21 protein-coding genes are annotated in these 19,270 nt (G+C 34.5%); 8 read left to right on the top strand and 13 right to left on the bottom strand.

What is annotated here, in order from left to right; all coding sequences use genetic code 11:
* Nucleotides 1-8 precede the first annotated feature (8 nt).
* The 10 genes from AABD74_RS04560 to hemA all read right to left on the bottom strand — a co-directional run bounded on the left by AABD74_RS04560 (nucleotide 9) and on the right by hemA (nucleotide 8,569).
* Nucleotides 9-896: a fructose bisphosphate aldolase gene (locus AABD74_RS04560; RefSeq protein WP_406845627.1), complete on the bottom strand. Its 888-nt coding sequence runs from the start codon at nucleotides 894-896 to the stop codon at nucleotides 9-11.
* 32 nt (nucleotides 897-928) lie between these two features.
* The gene (locus tag AABD74_RS04555; RefSeq protein ID WP_232679876.1) at nucleotides 929-1,855 is read right to left on the bottom strand and encodes a DUF4421 family protein; all 927 of its coding nucleotides are present in this window, start codon (nucleotides 1,853-1,855) and stop codon (nucleotides 929-931) included.
* Nucleotides 1,856-1,857: 2 nt separating this feature from the next.
* Nucleotides 1,858-2,760: an oxygen-dependent coproporphyrinogen oxidase gene (gene hemF, locus AABD74_RS04550; protein WP_406844805.1), complete on the bottom strand. Its 903-nt coding sequence runs from the start codon at nucleotides 2,758-2,760 to the stop codon at nucleotides 1,858-1,860.
* On the bottom strand, nucleotides 2,750-3,301 hold the full coding sequence (locus AABD74_RS04545; RefSeq protein ID WP_406844804.1) for a GNAT family N-acetyltransferase: 552 nt from the start codon (nucleotides 3,299-3,301) through the stop codon (nucleotides 2,750-2,752). Before AABD74_RS04545 ends, hemF begins: the two co-directional genes overlap by 11 nt.
* Before the next feature lie 2 nt (nucleotides 3,302-3,303).
* On the bottom strand, nucleotides 3,304-3,681 hold the full coding sequence (locus AABD74_RS04540) for a hypothetical protein (protein ID WP_406844803.1): 378 nt from the start codon (nucleotides 3,679-3,681) through the stop codon (nucleotides 3,304-3,306).
* A gap of 119 nt (nucleotides 3,682-3,800) precedes the next feature.
* On the bottom strand, nucleotides 3,801-4,352 hold the full coding sequence (locus AABD74_RS04535; protein WP_232679885.1) for a transposase: 552 nt from the start codon (nucleotides 4,350-4,352) through the stop codon (nucleotides 3,801-3,803).
* A gap of 148 nt (nucleotides 4,353-4,500) precedes the next feature.
* On the bottom strand, nucleotides 4,501-5,526 hold the full coding sequence (gene hemE / locus AABD74_RS04530) for a uroporphyrinogen decarboxylase (RefSeq protein WP_232679887.1): 1,026 nt from the start codon (nucleotides 5,524-5,526) through the stop codon (nucleotides 4,501-4,503).
* Between the two features lie 90 nt (nucleotides 5,527-5,616).
* The gene (locus tag AABD74_RS04525) at nucleotides 5,617-6,282 is read right to left on the bottom strand and encodes a uroporphyrinogen-III synthase (protein ID WP_406844802.1); all 666 of its coding nucleotides are present in this window, start codon (nucleotides 6,280-6,282) and stop codon (nucleotides 5,617-5,619) included.
* Nucleotides 6,282-7,208, bottom strand: a complete 927-nt coding sequence (hemC, locus tag AABD74_RS04520) for a hydroxymethylbilane synthase (RefSeq protein ID WP_406845626.1) — start codon at nucleotides 7,206-7,208, stop codon at nucleotides 6,282-6,284. Before hemC ends, AABD74_RS04525 begins: the two co-directional genes overlap by 1 nt.
* Nucleotides 7,209-7,318: 110 nt before the next feature.
* Nucleotides 7,319-8,569, bottom strand: coding sequence for a glutamyl-tRNA reductase (hemA, locus tag AABD74_RS04515; protein ID WP_232679891.1), 1,251 nt, complete (start codon nucleotides 8,567-8,569; stop codon nucleotides 7,319-7,321).
* Nucleotides 8,570-8,796: 227 nt separating this feature from the next.
* Between hemA and AABD74_RS04510 the strand changes: the two genes are divergently transcribed.
* The 6 genes from AABD74_RS04510 to AABD74_RS04485 all read left to right on the top strand — a co-directional run bounded on the left by AABD74_RS04510 (nucleotide 8,797) and on the right by AABD74_RS04485 (nucleotide 14,523).
* Nucleotides 8,797-9,669 carry an AraC family transcriptional regulator gene (locus tag AABD74_RS04510; protein ID WP_056207368.1) on the top strand — a complete coding sequence of 291 codons (873 nt, stop codon included), beginning with the start codon at nucleotides 8,797-8,799 and terminating at the stop codon, nucleotides 9,667-9,669.
* Nucleotides 9,670-9,892: 223 nt separating this feature from the next.
* On the top strand, nucleotides 9,893-10,912 hold the full coding sequence (gene hemH / locus AABD74_RS04505) for a ferrochelatase (RefSeq protein WP_406844801.1): 1,020 nt from the start codon (nucleotides 9,893-9,895) through the stop codon (nucleotides 10,910-10,912).
* 36 nt (nucleotides 10,913-10,948) lie between these two features.
* Nucleotides 10,949-11,497: a CopD family protein gene (locus AABD74_RS04500; RefSeq protein ID WP_406845625.1), complete on the top strand. Its 549-nt coding sequence runs from the start codon at nucleotides 10,949-10,951 to the stop codon at nucleotides 11,495-11,497.
* A 272-nt stretch (nucleotides 11,498-11,769) separates the two neighbouring features.
* Nucleotides 11,770-13,185: a HAMP domain-containing sensor histidine kinase gene (locus AABD74_RS04495; RefSeq protein WP_232680085.1), complete on the top strand. Its 1,416-nt coding sequence runs from the start codon at nucleotides 11,770-11,772 to the stop codon at nucleotides 13,183-13,185.
* 10 nt (nucleotides 13,186-13,195) lie between these two features.
* Nucleotides 13,196-13,978 carry an enoyl-CoA hydratase/isomerase family protein gene (locus tag AABD74_RS04490; protein WP_406844800.1) on the top strand — a complete coding sequence of 261 codons (783 nt, stop codon included), beginning with the start codon at nucleotides 13,196-13,198 and terminating at the stop codon, nucleotides 13,976-13,978.
* 146 nt (nucleotides 13,979-14,124) lie between these two features.
* The gene (locus AABD74_RS04485) at nucleotides 14,125-14,523 is read left to right on the top strand and encodes a hypothetical protein (protein ID WP_180856182.1); all 399 of its coding nucleotides are present in this window, start codon (nucleotides 14,125-14,127) and stop codon (nucleotides 14,521-14,523) included.
* Nucleotides 14,524-14,687: 164 nt separating this feature from the next.
* On the opposite strand, the gene AABD74_RS04480 is transcribed toward AABD74_RS04485, so the two are convergent.
* The 3 genes from AABD74_RS04480 to AABD74_RS04470 form a co-directional block, all read right to left on the bottom strand.
* A complete protein-coding gene (locus AABD74_RS04480; protein WP_232679897.1) occupies nucleotides 14,688-15,341 on the bottom strand; it encodes a metal-dependent transcriptional regulator in 654 nt (217 codons plus the stop codon).
* A gap of 95 nt (nucleotides 15,342-15,436) precedes the next feature.
* Nucleotides 15,437-17,308 carry an Nramp family divalent metal transporter gene (locus AABD74_RS04475; RefSeq protein WP_406844799.1) on the bottom strand — a complete coding sequence of 624 codons (1,872 nt, stop codon included), beginning with the start codon at nucleotides 17,306-17,308 and terminating at the stop codon, nucleotides 15,437-15,439.
* A gap of 74 nt (nucleotides 17,309-17,382) precedes the next feature.
* Complete coding sequence (locus AABD74_RS04470; protein WP_232679900.1) at nucleotides 17,383-17,775, bottom strand: Fur family transcriptional regulator; 393 nt, start codon at nucleotides 17,773-17,775, stop codon at nucleotides 17,383-17,385.
* 94 nt (nucleotides 17,776-17,869) lie between these two features.
* Here AABD74_RS04470 and AABD74_RS04465 point away from each other — a divergent pair, with 94 nt between their 5' ends.
* Together AABD74_RS04465 and AABD74_RS04460 are read left to right on the top strand one after the other, a co-directional pair.
* Nucleotides 17,870-18,223 carry a MerC domain-containing protein gene (locus tag AABD74_RS04465; RefSeq protein WP_232679902.1) on the top strand — a complete coding sequence of 118 codons (354 nt, stop codon included), beginning with the start codon at nucleotides 17,870-17,872 and terminating at the stop codon, nucleotides 18,221-18,223.
* Nucleotides 18,224-18,234: 11 nt separating this feature from the next.
* Nucleotides 18,235-19,140 (top strand): NAD(P)/FAD-dependent oxidoreductase, encoded by a 906-nt coding sequence (locus tag AABD74_RS04460; RefSeq protein ID WP_406844798.1) that lies wholly within the window; start codon nucleotides 18,235-18,237, stop codon nucleotides 19,138-19,140.
* The last annotated feature ends 130 nt before the right edge of the window (nucleotides 19,141-19,270 follow it).

Below are 19,270 nucleotides of genomic sequence, written 5' to 3'. Positions count from 1 at the left end.
CAGTTTTGTTATTGGATCGAAGCCTCGTAAATTTCTTTAATTGTTGTGCTAAGTTTTGAGTTAAACTCATCGTCAGACTGACCAGCAGTAAGTCCTTCAGACAATGCTCTTGAGAAACTTGCGATTAATCCGTGGTTTTGTGCCAGTTTTTGATTAGCTTCTTCTCTGGAATACCCGCCGGATAAAGCCACAACACGTACAACATGTAAATCAGAAATTAGTTCGCTGTAAAAGTCATTCACAGTTGGAATAGATAATTTCAGCATCACTTTTACATTTTTATCTAATTTGTTAAGCTGTTTTATGATTTCTTCTTTTAGAATTTCTTCTGATTTTGTTTTGTCTGCGCTGTAAATATCAACTTCAGGTTCTATAATTGGGATAAGTCCTTTTGCAAAGATTTGTTTCCCTACTTCAAATTGCTGTTCCACGATTTCGCGGATTCCAACGGCGTTTGCTTCTTTAATAACAGAACGCATTTTAGTACCAAAAACATTTCGTTCTACAGCACGTGTCAGCAATTCTTCCAGATTTGAAATTGGTTTCATTAACTGAACTCCGTTTGCAAGATCAGCAAGACCTTTGTCGACTTTTAAAAACGGAACTATGTTTTTTTTCTTCCACAAATAATCAGCAGTCCATTCTCCATCTATTTTGCGGTCCATTGTGTTTTCAAACAAAATAGCACCTAGAATATATTGGCTGTCAAAAGCCGGACTTTTAATAATTCTGGTTCTCATTTCATGTACAAGAGTATACATTTCTTCGTCATTTGTATAACTGTTTTCTTCAACACCATATTGCGATAATGCCTTTGGTGTACTGCCGCCGCTTTGATCTAATGCTGCAATAAATCCTTTTCCTGAATTCATGCGGTTTAACTGTTCTACGTTCACCTTTTCCATAATTTCTTATTTTAGATTAAACATTACAAACCTATTTTGTCATTTACTTTATCATAAACCTTTTTCACTTCTTTTGGAGGATTAAATCGATAACCCAGAGAAAGTTTTAAAGTGGCAATATTATCGTTGAGCCGCGGGTCGACTTTATCATCCTGAGAAAAACTTACTGAATTAAGACTTGCATAACCAAAGAAACGGTCATTATTATAAGCCAGTTTTAAATTTAAATCTGCCTGATATAAAGCTGAGGTATCTCCGTCAATATCATTAATTCCGGCACCCAGAGCAACTCCTGCTCCAATCAAAATACGGTCACTAATTGCAAAATTATAAAAGTAGGATGGTGCCAGTGTAAATACATAGATGTCGCCCGGTGTTGTGTCGGGAGCATTTAAGTCAATGTTGGTGTAATAAAATGAGAAAGTCGGGATAAAACTTCCTGAGCTTTTAGTCTGCCATTCGTTTTGGCTTATCAATGTTTTAAAAGAGAACTTATCATTAAAAACATACGATGTCGTTCCGCCAATTTTCGTAGTACGCATTCTTGGCAGTTGTGCTGTTACATTATCATCACTGACATAAAATCCTTTTTGATTAATGAAAGTAAACGACTGCATCCATTTTTTATAGTAAAAACGGGTATTAAAATTAAAATGCTTGGAATGAGAATCGCCTTTATTGCCAGAAAGAAATTTAGGCGCAAAACCAACCGAAATATCAATGATCTTATAATTCAGATTAAAACCAATTTGTTCTCTTCGATTCGGAATAAGATTAAGAAATGTTTTGGGTTCCTGATCATCCGAAGCGATCTGAAAACTATTAGAAGTATCTAAATAATAAATACTGGCGGTAATTTTATCATTATATGATTTAAAATACGGATTTCGCAGCGAATCATTCTGGGCAAAGCACCCAAAAACGCTGACAAAAAACGTTATATAAATCATTTTTAGATCCATTCTCGCTGATTTTCTAAAACATTTACTAATTTCTCTTCTTCACTTCCGGCTTCTGGATGATGATCATAAACCCACTGCACGTGTGGAGGAAGGCTCATCAAGATACTTTCAATTCTTCCGTTTGTTTTTAAACCGAATAAAGTGCCTTTGTCATGAACGAGATTAAATTCGACATAACGGCCCCGGCGGATTTCCTGCCAGGTTCTGTTTTCAGGAGTATATTCTAAATTTTTTCTTCTTTCCACAATCGGCACATAAGCTTCAAGGAAACTATTTCCGACTTCGGTTACAAAGTTGTACCAGTTTTCCATTGACATTTGCTCATTTGCTTTGCAATAATCAAAGAATAAACCGCCAATTCCACGCGCTTCATTTCGGTGTGCATTCCAAAAATAAGAATCGCATTGTTTTTTATATTTCGGATAAAACTCCGGATTGTGTTTGTCACAAGCCGTTTTACAAGTTTGATGAAAGTGTTTAGCATCTTCTTCAAACAAATAATAAGGCGTTAAATCTTGTCCGCCGCCAAACCATTGTTCGATCACTTTTCCGTTTTCATCATACATTTCAAAATAACGCCAATTGGCATGTACTGTTGGCGTCATTGGGTTTTGGGGATGAATAACCAGACTTAATCCGCAGGCAAAAAAATCAGCTTCGCCTACACCAAACATTTTTTGCATGGTTTCAGGAAGTTTCCCATGAACAGCAGAAATGTTTACACCGCCTTTTTCAAAAACAGCACCGTTTTCAATAACACGTGTTCTTCCTCCGCCGCCTTCAGGACGTTTCCAAAGATCTTCACGGAATTTTGCCGTTCCGTCAACAGCTTCTAATCCTGCACAGATTTGATCTTGCAGGTTTTGTATGTATGCGTAAAATTTATCTTTCATGAGTATTGTATTCTGATTTAAGCAAGCCGAAATAAACAGTGTTTTGCAATTCGCCGTCACCGTTTCTAAATTCGTCTCGTAAAATTCCTTCTTGTTTAAAATTATGTTTTAATGCAATTCGCTGACTTACCAGATTGATTTCAGAAGTACATATGAAAACTTTATTCATTTTCAATTCATTAAAACAAAAGTCTAATGCATCTGAAACCATTTTTGATGTAATCCCTTTTCCTTGAAAATCTTCGTCAATGAAATACCCCAGTTCACATTTTGAAATACGAAAATCAACGCTTTTTATACATAAATAACCAATCAAATTGTTGGTTTTCATATCGCGGGCATAAAAATGAAATCCTTCTTTGTTTTTTTCTTTTTCAAGACTGACTGTTAGGAAATTATGAGCTTTTTCTAAAGAGTCAGAATTAGCTAATGTTACAGGGAAAGTTTTTTTAATGTGATTTTTGTTCTTGTCAATTAGTTTATAAAACTCTTCGGGAAGAATATTTTCAATTCGGTCTGTTTTCCAATCTGTAAAACTCATTTTTATCTGTTTTTTAGCGAAGCAATTTTAGCATTTATTCCAAAAGAAAAAACTTTGCTTTCCTGTTGAATATATTGATAAACAGCTAAAGCTTTTTCTTCAAAATTATGGTTTTCTTCTTTTGAGAATTCTATTAAAATATCACCAAATTGTTCTAATTGTTCCCAGTCAAAATGAAGACGGGTTAATAAGGTAATTAACTCTTCATTAGAATAATCTATTAACGTTTGAATATTTAGTCCAAACTCTTTTAATTGATTTTCAATATCTGATTTTTGTAAATGACTCAAAGGATAAGGCACAAAAATGAGTGTTCTTAATGTTTTAAGAACGTTATCAATTCTGATTTTTTCTTCGTCTCTTAAACCTTTGTTTAACATTATTTATACGTTTCCTGCAAGGTTTCCAAAACCTTGTAGGTATTAATTGGACATATGATATATAAAAATTGTCTAAATAAACCTACAAGGTTTTGGAAACCTTGCAGGACATACCTGAATCATTCAAAAGTATAAGTTTCATTTAAAAGATTATTCTTTTGATTATGGCAAAAAATGAAATTTTCTAAATCATCAAATAAAGTTAAAACTTCGTCCCGCTCCATTTTTGTTTCTTTACTAGATAAGAAAGCTTGATATGATGAAAATTTGAAATCTTTAAAATCTAAATCAAAATGATGTTTCGGATTTAAGTGAACGTAAATAATCACCTGCTTTAGATAATTTTCGTCTTTTAGATTTATTCTTTTAAAATGCTTTTCGAATAAACTTCCTGTTCTTTGGGTTTGTTTATTAAAAGCTTTAGCATAAGAATTGAATAAATTTGAAAAAGCCTGAGTTACCTCTTTTTCTTCAACATTCAGGCGAATTACTAAATGAAAATGATTATTCATCAAACAATAAGCAAAAATCGATATTTTATCTCCGGAATATTTTGCTAATTGCTTTAAAAAATAAAGTTTGTTAGCATCATTTTCAAAAATGTTATTTCCGTTAATGCCACGATTATAAATATGATAATAACGATCTTTTTCCAGAACTTCTAATTTCATTCTTTCCTATTTTCATCTCCTGCAAGGTTTTCAAAACCTTGTAGGTGTTCTTTCTTATTTCAATAGTTTATTATTTTATACCTACAAGGTTTTGAAAACCTTGCAGGAAAGCCAATTGTAACTGAATACTGCGACTGAAAACTGACTACTAAATACCGTATTCCTTAACCGCGTCAATAAACGCTTTTGCGTGATCTACAGGGATATTTGGTAAAATTCCGTGACCTAAATTTACAACATATTTATCTTTTCCGAACTCATCGATCATTTCGTGAACCATTTTTTTAATTGTTGGAATTGGAGAAAGTAATCTTGACGGATCAAAATTTCCTTGTAAAGTAATATTTCCGCCAGACAAATAACGAGCATTTCTAGCCGAACAAGTCCAGTCTACTCCAAGAGCAGAAGCCCGGCTTTTACCCATTTCACCAAGAGCAAACCAGCATCCTTTTCCGAAAACAATAACCGGAGTTAAATCGGCCAAAGCCTCAACGATTTGGTTGATGTACTTCCATGAAAATTCCTGATAATCAACAGGAGAAAGCATTCCTCCCCAAGAATCAAAAATCTGAACAGCATCAACTCCCGCTTTTACTTTTTCTTTTAAGTATAAAATAGTAGTATCAGTGATTTTTTGTAATAAGGTATGTGCAGCAACCGGATTTGAAAAGCAGAATCCTTTTGCCATATCAAAACTTTTTGAACCTCTTCCTTCAACAGCGTAGCAAAAAATTGTCCAGGGCGAACCAGCGAAACCAATTAACGGTACTTCGTCGTTCAGCATTTCTTTAGTCAATTTAATGGCATCCATTACATAACCAAGACTTTCCTGAATATCCGGTACATAAACTCTATGAACATCTGCCATAGAACGAATCGGGTTTGGGATAAACGGACCAATATTTTCTTTCATTAAAACTTCAATTCCCATTGCTTGCGGAACAACTAAAATATCCGAGAATAAAATAGCAGCATCCGGAGCAATTCTGCGAATTGGCTGGACTGTAATTTCTGCAGCTAATTCAGGAGTTTGACAACGTGTAAAGAAATCGTATTTATCACGTAGTTCGATAAATTCCGGTAAATATCTTCCGGCTTGGCGCATCATCCATACTGGCGGACGCTGAACAGTTTCTCCTTTTAATGCTTTTAAAAATAGGTCGTTTTTTAACATTTTTTTCTTTGCTTTAGGCTTTAAGCTTTAGGCTTTAAGCGTTTTGTTATTTTAATTTTTAGCTTATGGCTTACTGCCTAAAGCTTATTGCTATTTGTATTCGTTAATTACATCTTCAATCACATCCTCAATTGTTGGCTGATCTGCAATAATGATGTTTTTGGTAATTTTATGTAAAGCTTCGGCAGTAGTTTCGCCAATACAGAAACAGGTTTCTTTTTTAATCGAATTATCTTTTAAATAACTCTCAACACCAGACGGACTAAAAAACAATATAGCTTCTGGGTTTGCTTTAATTTTTTGAGGCTGCAAAGAAGTTTCGTAAACCTGAATTTCATTGAATTTAATTCCTGCTTCTCTTAAGGCTTCGGGCAAAGTGTCTCTTCGAAGATTACCGCTAAAAAAAGTGTAGCTTTCTTTGTTGTAAATCAATGAAATAATTTCGGCTAAATCTGAAGCATAACCCGTATAAGCCACAACATTAAATCCGTTTTCAGATAAAAGGATTTTTGTTTTTAAGCCAACGCAATACACGTTTTTACTTTTAAGCTCTTCTGATTTTGGATTTGATAAAACACTGTGAACAGCATTTTGACTGGTGAAAATTAAACTTTCGTTGAGGTTTTTAAGTTCAAAAGGTTTGTTTTCGGTTTTGATAAAATCGGCTTCGATTACTTCGATACCGGCTTTTGTCAACTCTTGTTTTTGAAGAGGAGATAATATTTTCGTAGATAATATCTGAGCTGATTTTGCCATTATTTTTTCAGGGATTCTTTAATCTTCTGCATTAATTCTGTTCCGCCATTATTCAAAATCTCCTGCGCCGAATGGAAACCTAATTTTTTCCATTCTGAAATATCAACGGTTTTATTGATTTCCAATTTTTGTTTTCCGTCAATAGAAAGCAAAACACCTTGAAAATGTAAAGTATCTTCGTCCTCATTATATGTTACCAAAGCTCCGATTGGTGCAGTACATCCGCCTTCAAGTGTTCTTAAAAACTGACGTTCGATATACGTACAAATTTCAGTTTCGATATCATTTAACTGCGAAAGCGCATCAAGTATATAATTGTCATTTTCCATTGCCACAACGAGCATTGCTCCTTGTGCAGGCGCAGGAATCATCCAATCTAAATTAATATAGTTTTCAGGTTTTAAGTTAATTCGCTCTAAACCTGCAGCAGCAAAAACAGCTCCGTCCCAATCATTGTCCTGCAGTTTCTGCATGCGAGTATTTACGTTTCCACGTAAATCAACGACCGTATGATTTGGGTATTTGTTAAACCATTGCGCCTGACGACGTAAACTTCCTGTTGCAATCGTACTTGGTTTATTGTCGAAATCAGGATTTCCTTTATGAACCAAAATATCAATAACATTGGCTCTTGGTAAAACTGCACCCTGAACAATTCCTTTTGGTAAAGCCGTTGGAACATCTTTCATAGAGTGCACCGCAATATCAATATCACCATTAATCATGGCAATGTCTAGTGTTTTAGTAAAAATTCCGGTAATTCCCAGTTCGTAAAGCGGTTTGTCCAGAATAATATCACCTTGAGATTTAACCGCAACAATTGAGGTTTTATAACCTAAGTCATTTAGTTTTTTCTCGACAGTATGTGCCTGCCAAAGTGCTAATTCGCTGTCGCGTGTTCCAATTCTGATTGTTTTTTCAGCCATTTTGTTGAATTTCACCATATAAGTAATTTAAGTAGTTTGATTGAAAAACAAAAATTAAGCGTTTGCAATTAAATGAACTTATATAACTTATATGGTTTAAAATATAAAATTTAAGATGCTTTTATTTTGAAGACTTTTTCGATCCATTCGATGCTTTCATCAACCATGGTGTCGTCATCTTTTAAATGATTTGCAAAATGAGTAGTGATTTTTTGGATGATTCGGTTACTGATAATTTCTGCTTGCTCTTCATTGAAGCCAGCAATTTTTTTGCTTTGAAAATCTAATTCCGAATTTTTAATTGCATTTAGTTTTTCTTTTAAAGCATTGATCGTTGGCGCAAATTTTCGGCCTTTCATCCAGATAATGAATTCCTCTTTTATTTCTTCGATAATTGCTTCGGCCGCCGGAATATGTAATTTCCTGTTTTCTAATGTTTCATCTGTCAATTGAGACAAATAATCCATGTGAATTAAAGTTACGCCTTCTAATTCCTCCACATCTTCATGAACATTTTTCGGAATAGACAAATCCAAAATCAACAATGGTTTTTTAAGGTTTAAAATCGCTTTGTCAACTGTTGGGTTTTGCGCGCCGGTAGCTACAACTACAATATCAGCTTTTTGAAGTTCTAAGTGTAATTCAGAATAATCTTTAACAATCAAATTTAGTTTTCCGGCCAGTTTCTCAGCCTTATCTTTAGTTCGGTTGATTAAAGTAATGTGTTCATTTTTAGTATGTTTCACTAAATTCTCACAAGTATTTCTTCCGATTTTTCCTGTTCCGAAAAGCAAAATATTTTTATTGCTGATATCGTCAACATTTTTAAGAATGTATTGAACCGAAGCAAAAGAAACCGAAGTAGCACCAGAACTGATTTCTGTTTCTGTTTTAATTCTTTTACTCGCCTGAATTACCGCATTGACCAGTCTTTCCATAAAAGCATTGGCTAAACCCATTGATTTTGAATGGGTAAAACTGGTTTTTATTTGAGATATAATTTCGAAATCGCCCAGAATCTGACTGTCTAAACCAGTTCCTACGCGAAATAAATGATTAATTGCTTCTTGATTTTTATAAACGAAACCAACTCTTTGAAAAGCATCAACAGAGCCGTTGCTGTTGTCGCAGATAAGTTTTATTAATTGAAATGGATGTTCTGCAAAACCGTAAATCTCAGTTCTGTTGCAGGTTGAAGTTACTATTAAACTTTCTATTCCATCGTTTTTAGCTTGTTCCAGCAAACGCGTTTTAGCAATTGCATCCAAACTAAATTGACCTCTGACCTCAGCATCAGCTTTTTTATAACTCAGACCAACTGAGTAAAAATAAAGGTGTTTCGGTACATTATTGTTTTCCATAAATTCACTTTCATAAAAGTTTAACAAAATTATCACTATACTGTTTATAAAAGTAACGCTGAAAGTACTTTTTGTATCGCTGCGTGAATTTTTGATTCTAAACGTCTGATTTTATACAAAAAGGAGTACTTTTGTAGCAAAATCAACTTGTTTGAAATGATTTGTTTAGAGTCATTCTAAATAACATTTTGCTTTTCTTTTGGTTTTAGTTTCAAAAAAATATCGCTATGAGTTCTCAAGAAGTTATAAAAATTGAAGACGACTTTACGCTGATCCGTTTTCAAAACGATGGTCCAGAGCCTTTTTATGCGCAGCACGAAATAGGTACAGGCCTGATACAGTTTCACTTCGGTATAAAAGGCAATGCTAAATTTTTGTTCAATCAGGGCAATTATGCTTTAGAATTGAAAGAAGAAAAATCACTGCTTTTATACAATCCGCAGAAAGAATTACCATTGAATTTAGAGCTTGCTCCAAATTCCTGGGTGATTTCGGTAATTGTTTCCATAAAAAAATTTCACGCGTTATTTTCTGCCGAAGCAGATTATATTACTTTTTTAAGTCCTGATAATAAGGACAAAAAATATTATAATGAAGGAAACATCAGTCCTTCTATGGCTATTGTCTTAAGCCAGCTGTTTCATTACAACCTTCATCCGTCCATAAAAAACCTTTACTATAAAGGAAAAGGATACGAATTGTTGAGTTTATATTTTAACAGAACCGAAGATCCGAACGCAGAACAATGTCCATTTTTGATTGATGAAGATAACGTTTTAAAAATTAGAAGAGCCAAAGAAATTATCATCGCCAATATGGCTGAACCTCCGGGATTGCAAGAACTGGCAGATGAAATTGGTTTGAACTTGAAGAAACTAAAAATGGGTTTCAAACAAATTTACGGCGACACGGTTTACGGTTTTCTTTTTGATTACAAAATGGATTTCGCCCGAAAACTTTTAGACAGCGGTTCTTATAACGTAAACGAAGTTGGACTTAAAATTGGCTACAGTACCGGAAGCCACTTTATAGCGGCATTCAAGAAAAAATTTGCAACAACTCCAAAAAAATACTTGATGTCTATTAATGCGAATGTTTAAGTTTATTTGCCACAAATATCGCGATTGGCACGAATTAAAAAATCTGCAAGATCTCCGAAATCTGCGTGAAAATTTTTAACAATATTGATTTTAGATATTCTACAATAATTAAAAAGTAATAATTATCATATTTCTAAAAAGTTTCAAACCATACTTTTGACGAAATTTTAAAAACAAAATAAAAGCTTAAAGCCTAGAGCTTAAAGCCTAAAGCAAAAAAATAATGAAAGGCGTATTATTAATAAACTTAGGATCACCGGATAGTCCAACACCAAAAGATGTAAAACCGTATTTAGATGAATTTTTAATGGATAAATATGTGATTGACGTTCCGTATTTATTGAGAGCATTGTTGGTTCGTGGTATTATATTAAGAAAAAGACCAGAAGAATCGGCACACGCTTACGCGAAAATTTGGTGGGATGAAGGTTCTCCGTTAATCGTTCTTTCTGAAAGAATGCACAAAAAAGTACAGCCTTTAGCCAATGTTCCGGTTGAGCTGGCAATGCGTTACGGGTCAATGACAATTGAAAAAGGTTTGCAAAAACTGTACGACCAGGGCGTTACCGAAGTTTTACTTTTCCCGCTTTATCCGCAATATGCGATGGCTTCGACTTTGACAATTTTAGTTTTAGCAGAAGAAATCCGCAAGAAGAAATTTCCAAACATGAAATTTAGCGATGTTCCGGCATTTTACAATAAACCGGATTATATCAAAAATGTAGCAGATTCAATCCAAAAGAATCTGCAAGGATATGATTATGACCAATTAGTGTTTTCATACCACGGAATTCCAGAGCGTCACGTTCGTAAAACAGATAAAACAAAATCACATAAAAAATTCGTAACCAACGAAATGTGCTGCGAAGTAGGAACTCCTGAAGCTGAATTCTGCTACAGAACACATTGCTATGAAACAACTCGATTAGTTGTAGAACAATTAGGAATTCCGAAAGATAAATATTGTGTGACTTTCCAATCACGATTAGCGGGCGATAAATGGCTTGAACCTTATACTGATGTTGAAATCGATAAAATGCCGTCAAGAGGAATCAAGAAAATTGCAGTTGTAACTCCAGCTTTTGTTACTGATTGTTTAGAAACTTTAGAGGAAATCACAATGCGTGCCAAAGAAGATTTTGAAGCAAAAGGAGGCGAAGAGTTCTTGGCAATTCCATGTTTGAATGATAATGACGAATGGTGTCAGACGGTTAGTAACTGGATTAATGATTGGGCAAAATAGAGAATAGAAGAAAGAGTAAAGAAAAAAGACTTTATGATGGAGTACTATAATTATTTAAAATCACTGCATCTTATATTTGTAATCACTTGGTTTGCAGGTTTGTTTTATATTGTGCGTTTGTTTGTTTACCAAATCGAGGCCAATGAAAAACCATCTCCGGAAAAAGAAATTTTGCAGGCGCAATACAAAATAATGGCCTACCGTTTGTGGTACATTATTACATGGCCGTCGGCGGTTTTGGCAAGTATTTTTGCTTTCTGGATGCTGTTTTTTACCGATTTAGGAAATGCCTGGCTCAAAATGCCGTGGATGCACGTAAAATTATGCTTCGTTTTTCTTTTATATTTATATCACGGAAAATGCCATCAGATTTTTAAACAATTACAAAACGATGAGGTAAAATATTCCAATAATTTTATGCGTTTATGGAATGAAGGAGCAACCATTATCCTATTTGCCGTTGTCTTTTTAGTAGTTTTAAAAAGTGCCATCAACTGGATTTACGGCGTAATCGGAATCATTTTATTCTCGGTTTTAATAATGCTGGGATTCAGATTTTATAAACGAATTCGAGAAAAAAAATAAAAAGAGTTTGCCACGACTCGAGCGATAACGAACAGGCGAAGCAATTTCACGAATTTTCACTAATTCTTTTTTTTGCCACAGATTAAAAGGATTTAAATGATTTTTTTAATCCTCATAATCCTTTTAATCTGTGGCAAAAAATAGTTTTTTTAGTTTCAGGTTTCAAGCTGCAATTCGCAGCGTAACCTGAAACTTGAAACAAACAAAACAAATAGAACATGCTAAACATCAAAATGACAATGCTTTCACTTCGTACCAGGATTTTCCTGTCGATGATTGTATTGATTGTTGTGGCATCTTTTTTATTGGCTTCGATTTCGATTATTCAGTTTAAAACTGAGGCCAAAGAATATCACCAGGAACGTTTAGAAAGAAAAGAGAATGCGGTAAAAGAACATATCAATTATGTGCTTTCTACAACGACTTATCCGCTTAAAACCCAAAATTTGGATTTAATTTTTAAAGATAAAATCCACGAATTAGCGCAGATTCATAAAATTGAAATTAATATCTACAGCCTTGACGGAAAACTGCTGAAGTCTTCCAAAGAGTCTTTTGCCGTTGATAAAATTGCACCGCCAATTCCAGAATATATTCTAAAACTAGTTCGTTCTTCAATCGAAAAACGCTTTGTAGATATTAAAACTATCGACGGAGTCAAAAACAGATCATCATATAGTTTAATAAAAGACGAAAAATTCAAACCGCTCGGAATTTTAAACCTTCCATATTTAGAAGACGATGGATATTACGATAATGAATTGAATACTTTTCTGATTCGCTTAAGCCAGGTGTATTCTTTTATGCTGATTGTGGCTTTTGCATTGGCATATTTCCTTTCGACATATATCACAAAATCCCTAAAAACAATTTCCGACAGATTGGAAGAAACCAACTTAGATCAGAAAAACGAAAAAATTGTTTTAGAAGCCAATAGCAAAGAAGTCAATTTCCTTATAAAAGCTTATAACGGAATGGTTGATAAACTAGAAACGAGCGCCATTAAACTAGCGCAAAGTGAACGTGAAGAAGCTTGGCGCGAAATGGCAAAACAAGTAGCGCATGAAATTAAAAATCCGCTTACGCCGATGCGTTTAACGGTACAGAGTTTCCAGAGAAAGTTCGATCCGAATGATCCTGATGTAAAGCAGAAAATGAATGATTACTCTGAAACCTTAATTCAACAGATTGATACCATGACAGCGGTGGCTTCGGCATTTTCAAACTTTGCTTCGATGCCGGCACAGCAAAACGAAACCTTGAATGTAGTTGAGGTTGTCGAATTGGCTTTGGATATTTTCAATGAAGATTATATTTCTTTTGAAAGTGACGAAGAAGAAATCATTTCGAAAATGGACCGTACACAATTGATTCGTGTGATTACCAATTTGGTTAAAAACGCAACACAGGCAATTCCCGAAAGCCAGTTTCAAAAATCGATTGTGGTTACGGTAAAAAGACGAAACAATAATGTTGAAATTGCGGTAAAAGACAACGGAATTGGAATCCAAAAACAAGATATCGGAAGAATCTTCGAGCCAAAATTTACTACCAAAACCAGCGGAATGGGGCTTGGACTCGGAATTATAAAAAACATTATAGAAAATTACAAAGGAACAATTACCTTTGAATCAACTTATGGAAAAGGAACTACATTTAGAGTTTCTTTACCTATTACAAACTCTTAAATTCAGCGTCATGAACTACGAAAATATCTTAATTTCTATTGAGGAAAAAGTTGCTACAATTACAATTAACAGACCTGCAAAACTAAATGCATTAAATAAAGAAACAATCAGTGATTTAAGTAATGCAATTAAATTATTAGGGAAAAGTGATGATGTTCGCGTTATTATTTTAACCGGAAGCGGTGAAAAAGCTTTTGTAGCGGGAGCTGATATTTCGGAATTTGCTAATTTTACTGTTATTGAAGGCGCACAATTAGCAAGTGAAGGGCAAGAATCTTTATTTGATTATATCGAAAACCTTAAAAAACCGGTTATTGCAGCTGTTAACGGTTTTGCATTAGGTGGTGGATTAGAGCTGGCAATGGCCTGTCATTTTAGAGTGGCTTCAGACAATGCAAAAATGGGACTGCCGGAAGTAACTTTAGGATTGATTCCCGGTTACGGAGGAACACAGCGTTTACCGCAATTAGTGGGGAAAGGCCGTGCGATGGAAATGATTATGACCGCAGCGATGATTTCTGCTGAAGAAGCGAAACGATATGGTTTAGTAAATCACGTAGTACCGCAAGAAGAACTTTTATCATTTACAAACGTAATTGCTCAAAAAATCATTAAAAACGCTCCGTTTGCAATTGCAAAAGCGATTAAAGCAATCAATGCTAATTTTGAAGACGGCAAAAACGGATTCGACACCGAAATAAAATCGTTCGGAAAATGTTTCGGAACTCAGGACTTTAAAGAAGGAACTACAGCGTTTTTAGAAAAACGTAAAGCTGAATTTACAGGAAAATAAGTTATTCCACAAAGTTGCGCGGAGATAGCACAGAGGTTCACAAAGAAAAAATTTATAAATCTTAGTGTAACTTTGCGGTAAAATAATAAACAAAGGCTTAAAAAACTTAGAGCCTTAGTATCTCAGAACTTTAGAACCTTAAAAAAATGTACGAACCAATATTTGCCCTTTTTTGTGAACGAGTTAAAGAAAGCATCCAAGCAGGAACTTTCGCAAAACTGACTTTGGCCAAAACGATGGGCGATACGGAGATTAAGAATATCTATTTTCGTTTAGTTTTAAATGAAGATAATACGTTCTCCATTTCATTGACTTCTCGTTATAAAACAGAAGAAATCGAAAGCATTCACACTTTAGATGAAGCGTTGTTGGTTTTAGGTTCATATATCAAAAAACCATTTCTAACCGCACTTTTGTTTACTACAGATAACGACGTTACTTTCAAAGTAAATAAAAAGAATGCTGGAAGTATTATTGAGCAGCCTCCTACATTTAAAAACGCTTCGCCGGTTATGTTGGAAATGATTGAAAAAGGAATTGTTTAAATAATAATTTTAGGCAAACATATCTGATTTGTCAGGCTGAGCGAAGTCGAAGCCCCGTTTGCTGAATCACTTTGCTGGACTTCGACTTCGCTCAGTCTGACAAAAGAATAAAATCTTAGTGTATCTCCGCGAAACTTCTTCGTGAATCTCTGCGGAATAACCAGCTAAACCAGCTTCACAAACAAATTAGAAGCAATTTTATTCGAAATAGATAATTCCTTTCCGGCGACCTTAATTTTTACCGATAAATCGAAAGATTCTTTAGAAAGAAATTCAATCTTAGAACCCAAAGCAATTCCTTGTTTATCGAGATATTTTAGGAATTCTGAAGAAGTATCTTTTACACCAACACAAACTCCGGTTTGATTCTCTGATAATTCAGAAAGCAGTTGTTTTTCAATTTTAATAATTCGGCCGTTAGCATCCGGAATCGGGTCACCATGCGGATCTTCAGTAGGATTTCCTAAAAAATCATCCAAACGGTTAATTAACTGCTCAGATTTGATATGTTCTAACTGCTCTGCAATATCATGAACTTCATCCCAGCTGAAATTTAGTTTCTCTACCAAAAACACTTCCCATAAACGATGTTTTCTAACAATCATTTTAGCGGCCAGTTTTCCGTTTTCGGTTAAAGAAACCCCTTGGTATTTTTTATAATTAACCAAATCTTTCTCTGCCAGTTTTTTCAGCATATCCGTTACAGACGAGGCCTTTGTTTCCATAATTTCTGCAATGGCATTCGTGCTGACTTCAGTTTCTAAAGCTGCAGTTAAGTGATATATAGATTTTAGATAATTTTCTTCTGAGAAAGTCATTCGATTTTAGATTTTAGAGTGTTGATTTTAGATTTTAGATTGAGGGAAAATCTTTGTCACTTTGTACCTCTGAACCTTTGTCTCTCTAAAAAGAACTATTTTTTAACAATCAACAAAGGTATTGAAATTTTATGTCTCAATTTGTCTACAGTTGTACCAAAAAGAAGATCTTTCAATCCAGTGTGGCCGTGAGTTCCCATAACGAGAATGTCAAAATTTCCTTCGTTTATAATCTTCGGAATTACTTTGGTTGGTTTTCCAAAACCGAGTTCAGTTTTAATTTTAAAACCCTTCTTCGAAAGCATATCCTGATATTCTAATAATAATTTTTTGTCGATTGTAGTTTCATAGTCGTGTACCTGAACTCCATACATTAATGCACCAACAGTTTCTACAATATGGATTAAGGTATATTGTGTATCGATTCCGCCTAATTCAAAAGCCTGGTTCAGTGCCGCTTCATCGGCATGTGAAAAATCTACTGAAATCGCTATGTTTTTTAAGCTTTGATGTTCTTTTGGGGAAAACTGTAATTTTAAATTATGTGGAGAATGATTCACAAACTTCGATTTAGCTTTTACAATAAAAGGTTTGAACACAATATAAAGCAGTAATGCAGAAAAAGCAAGAGCAATCGGTACAACAGTAAGCCATAAAACTATCGGATTATTTGAATTTTCAAGCCATGAAGTAATTTCATCATAAACTAATTTCGCATTTAATGAAACAATAATCGAAGCAATAATCCAGGAAACAGCCTGAGTAGTCCTTGAAATATGAAAACCTTTCATTTTTGATTTATCACTCACAAAATGAATCAAAGGAATAATTGCAAATCCTAATTGCAGACTCAATATAACCTGACTTAAGATTAACAATTTTCCGGTTACACTTTCTCCATAAATCCAGATAACGATTAAAGCCGGAACAATAGCAATTAAACGTGTTATGATTCGGCGAACCCAAGGCTGAATACGTAAATGTAAATAACCCTCCATCACAATTTGTCCGGCAAGCGTTCCGGTTACAGTTGAACTTTGTCCCGCAGCGATCAAGGCAACAGCAAATAATATTGGCGCCCATTTTGTTCCTAGTAAAGGCTCCAGGAATTTATGCGCATCCTGAATCTCGGCAACTTCAAACATTCCGTTTTTGTGGAAAGTCGCAGCAGCCAGAATTAAAATGGCAGCATTTACAAAAAACGCCAGATTCAAAGCAATTGTAGAATCTATAAAATTGTATTTTAAAGCCTGTTTGATTCCGGCCGGACTTCGGTCGAATTTTCTGGTTTGAACCAAAGAAGAGTGTAAGTAAAGATTATGAGGCATTACAGTTGCCCCAATAATTCCGATTGCAATATATAAAGCAGCCGAATTTGGAATAGAAGGAACAAGTCCAGCAATAATTTTAGAAACTTCCGGTTCTGCAAAGATCATTTCGAAAATGAAAGAGAAACCAATAATGGCAACCAAAGCGATAATAAAAGCTTCCATTTTACGGATTCCTTTATTGATTAAGAATAATAAAAGGAAAGTATCTAAAACGGTAATCAAAACGCCTTCAAAAAGCGGAATCCCAAATAACAGATTAATCCCAATCGCCATTCCGAGAACTTCGGCCAAATCACAGGCTGCAATCGCAATTTCGGCTAGAAAGTATAAAATGTAGTTAATGTATTTTGAATAGGTTTCTCTGGAAGCCTGCGCCAAATCGCGCTGTGTTACAATACCAAGCCTTGCGCTTAAACTCTGCAAAAGCAAAGCCATTAAGTTGCTCATTAATAAAACCCAGACTAAAGTGTAGCCAAACTGACTTCCGCCGGCAATATCTGTCGCCCAGTTTCCGGGATCCATGTATCCAACGCTTACTAAATATGCCGGACCTAAAAAGGCTAATATTTTTCTGAAACCTGTTTTTTTATGTTCTGTAGCAACCGATTGGTTAACTTCTTCTAATGATTTGGTCATTTTTAAAATATTGATTTACCAAATATATAGAAAAATTATATTCGCTCAACAATATTTTTAGACTTGTCTAAAACTTAAATGTTAGAATTCAAACATTTTGGGCATAATCCGGAAAGGGTGAAGTTTATTTCGTTTACTTTATAATTGTGGGGCATAATATAACTTGGCTTTACAGTTTCGAGACAAGTAATTTCATGGCAGTTCTCACAGCTAAAATGAGCATGGTTATGAATGTGTACTCTTTGATGCGAATGATTGCATTTTGCATATTTTACTGTACCGTCAAGATTCGAAATTTTATGAATGATATCGTCGTTAACCAAACGATCTAAAATTCTATAAATAGTAACACGATCGCAGACATTGTTCAATTGTTTTTGAATTTCGGTGTGGGACAGCGCCGTTTTCGATTTCTCAAAAACCTCTAAAACGGCTGTCTTTGCTGTAGTGTTACGTGTAACTTTCATTTTATTTTGAATTAAAAAATTTAACGCAACAATGTTGCAATTGATTTTTATATGTATATTTGCAACAAAATTGCATTAAGTAAATGTACAACAAATGAAGAAAATAACCTCATCCTTTTACGATATTTTAGGAATTTCAAGCGCGACGATCTGCCTGGTTCATTGTTTGATTTTTCCACTTTTAACAATCCTTCCTTTGGGCATAAGTCACAACCCAATTATCGATTTAGTATTTGCTTCGACAGGTTTATTTGCAATTCTCAAAATTACGAAAAAATCAAGTCTTTTGGTTTCGTTAATTTTGATTGTTTCAATGAGTTTAATCTGGATCAGTATTTTGACAGATTTATTCTTAGAGATTCATTTGGATCTCATTTATTTTGGCGGAATTGGAATGATTATCGGACATTTGATTAATTACAAATTACATAGAAAACAAAATCATTAAAAGTATTAGTTATGGAACAAAAGAGTTTTGATGTGATTATCATTGGCGGAAGCTACAGCGGGTTATCTGCAGCAATGAGTTTAGGACGTTCTCTGCGTCAGGTTTTGGTTATTGACAGTGGTTTACCTTGTAACAGACAAACGCCGCATTCTCATAATTTTATTACGCAAGATGGTGAAAAGCCTGCTGTGATTTCGGCGAAAGCCAAATTACAAGTTGATCTTTATAAAACGGTTCATTTTTATAATGGACTTGCTGTAAAAGCGTTCAGGAAAGAAAACGGATTTGAAGTTTCAACAGAATCCGGTGAAATTTTTAGTGGAAGAAAAATCCTGTTTGCAACCGGAGTTAAAGATCTGCTTCCCGAGATTAATGGTTTTGCAGACTGTTGGGGGATTTCGGTTTTACATTGTCCGTATTGTCATGGTTATGAAGTTAAAAATGAGAAAACAGCTGTTATTGCTAATGGTGAAATGGCATTTGATTTTGCAAAATTAATTTCGAACTGGACAAAAGATTTGAGATTATGCACGAACGGAAAATCAACTTTGACTTTAGAACAAACGGAAATACTTAAAAAACACGGTGTTCAAATTTTTGAAGAAGAAATAGATTCTTTTGACCACAAAGAAGGATACGTCGAAAACATCATCTTCAAAAATCAGGAAAAAGCTGCCGTAAAAGCTATTTATGCAAGACCGCCATTTGAGCAGCACTGCCCGCTGCCAGCGGATTTGGGCTGTGATATAAATGAACAAGGTTTGTTAAAAGTTGATTTTATGCAGAAAACAAATATTACAGGCGTTTATGCAAGCGGAGATTGTACTACACAAATGCGATCTGTAGCCATTGCGGTTTCTACAGGATCTTTTGCTGGAACCGTAATCAATAAAGATCTTATTGATGAGGATTTTTAACGGATGTATTTTTTAAACACATAGAGACATAGTTTTTATAGCTCTGAAAAGGCGTTTCACTTGCATTAACAAACATAGCTATGTGTGAAAGCTAGTTTTTTTGAAACTCTTAATTCAGTCCAAAAAAAAA

The organism is Flavobacterium soyae (assembly GCF_045348165.1).
Taxonomy (GTDB): Bacteria; Bacteroidota; Bacteroidia; order Flavobacteriales; family Flavobacteriaceae; genus Flavobacterium; species Flavobacterium soyae.
Note: the sequence above shows the minus strand (reverse complement) of the source record. Positions and strands in the feature narration are given on the sequence as shown.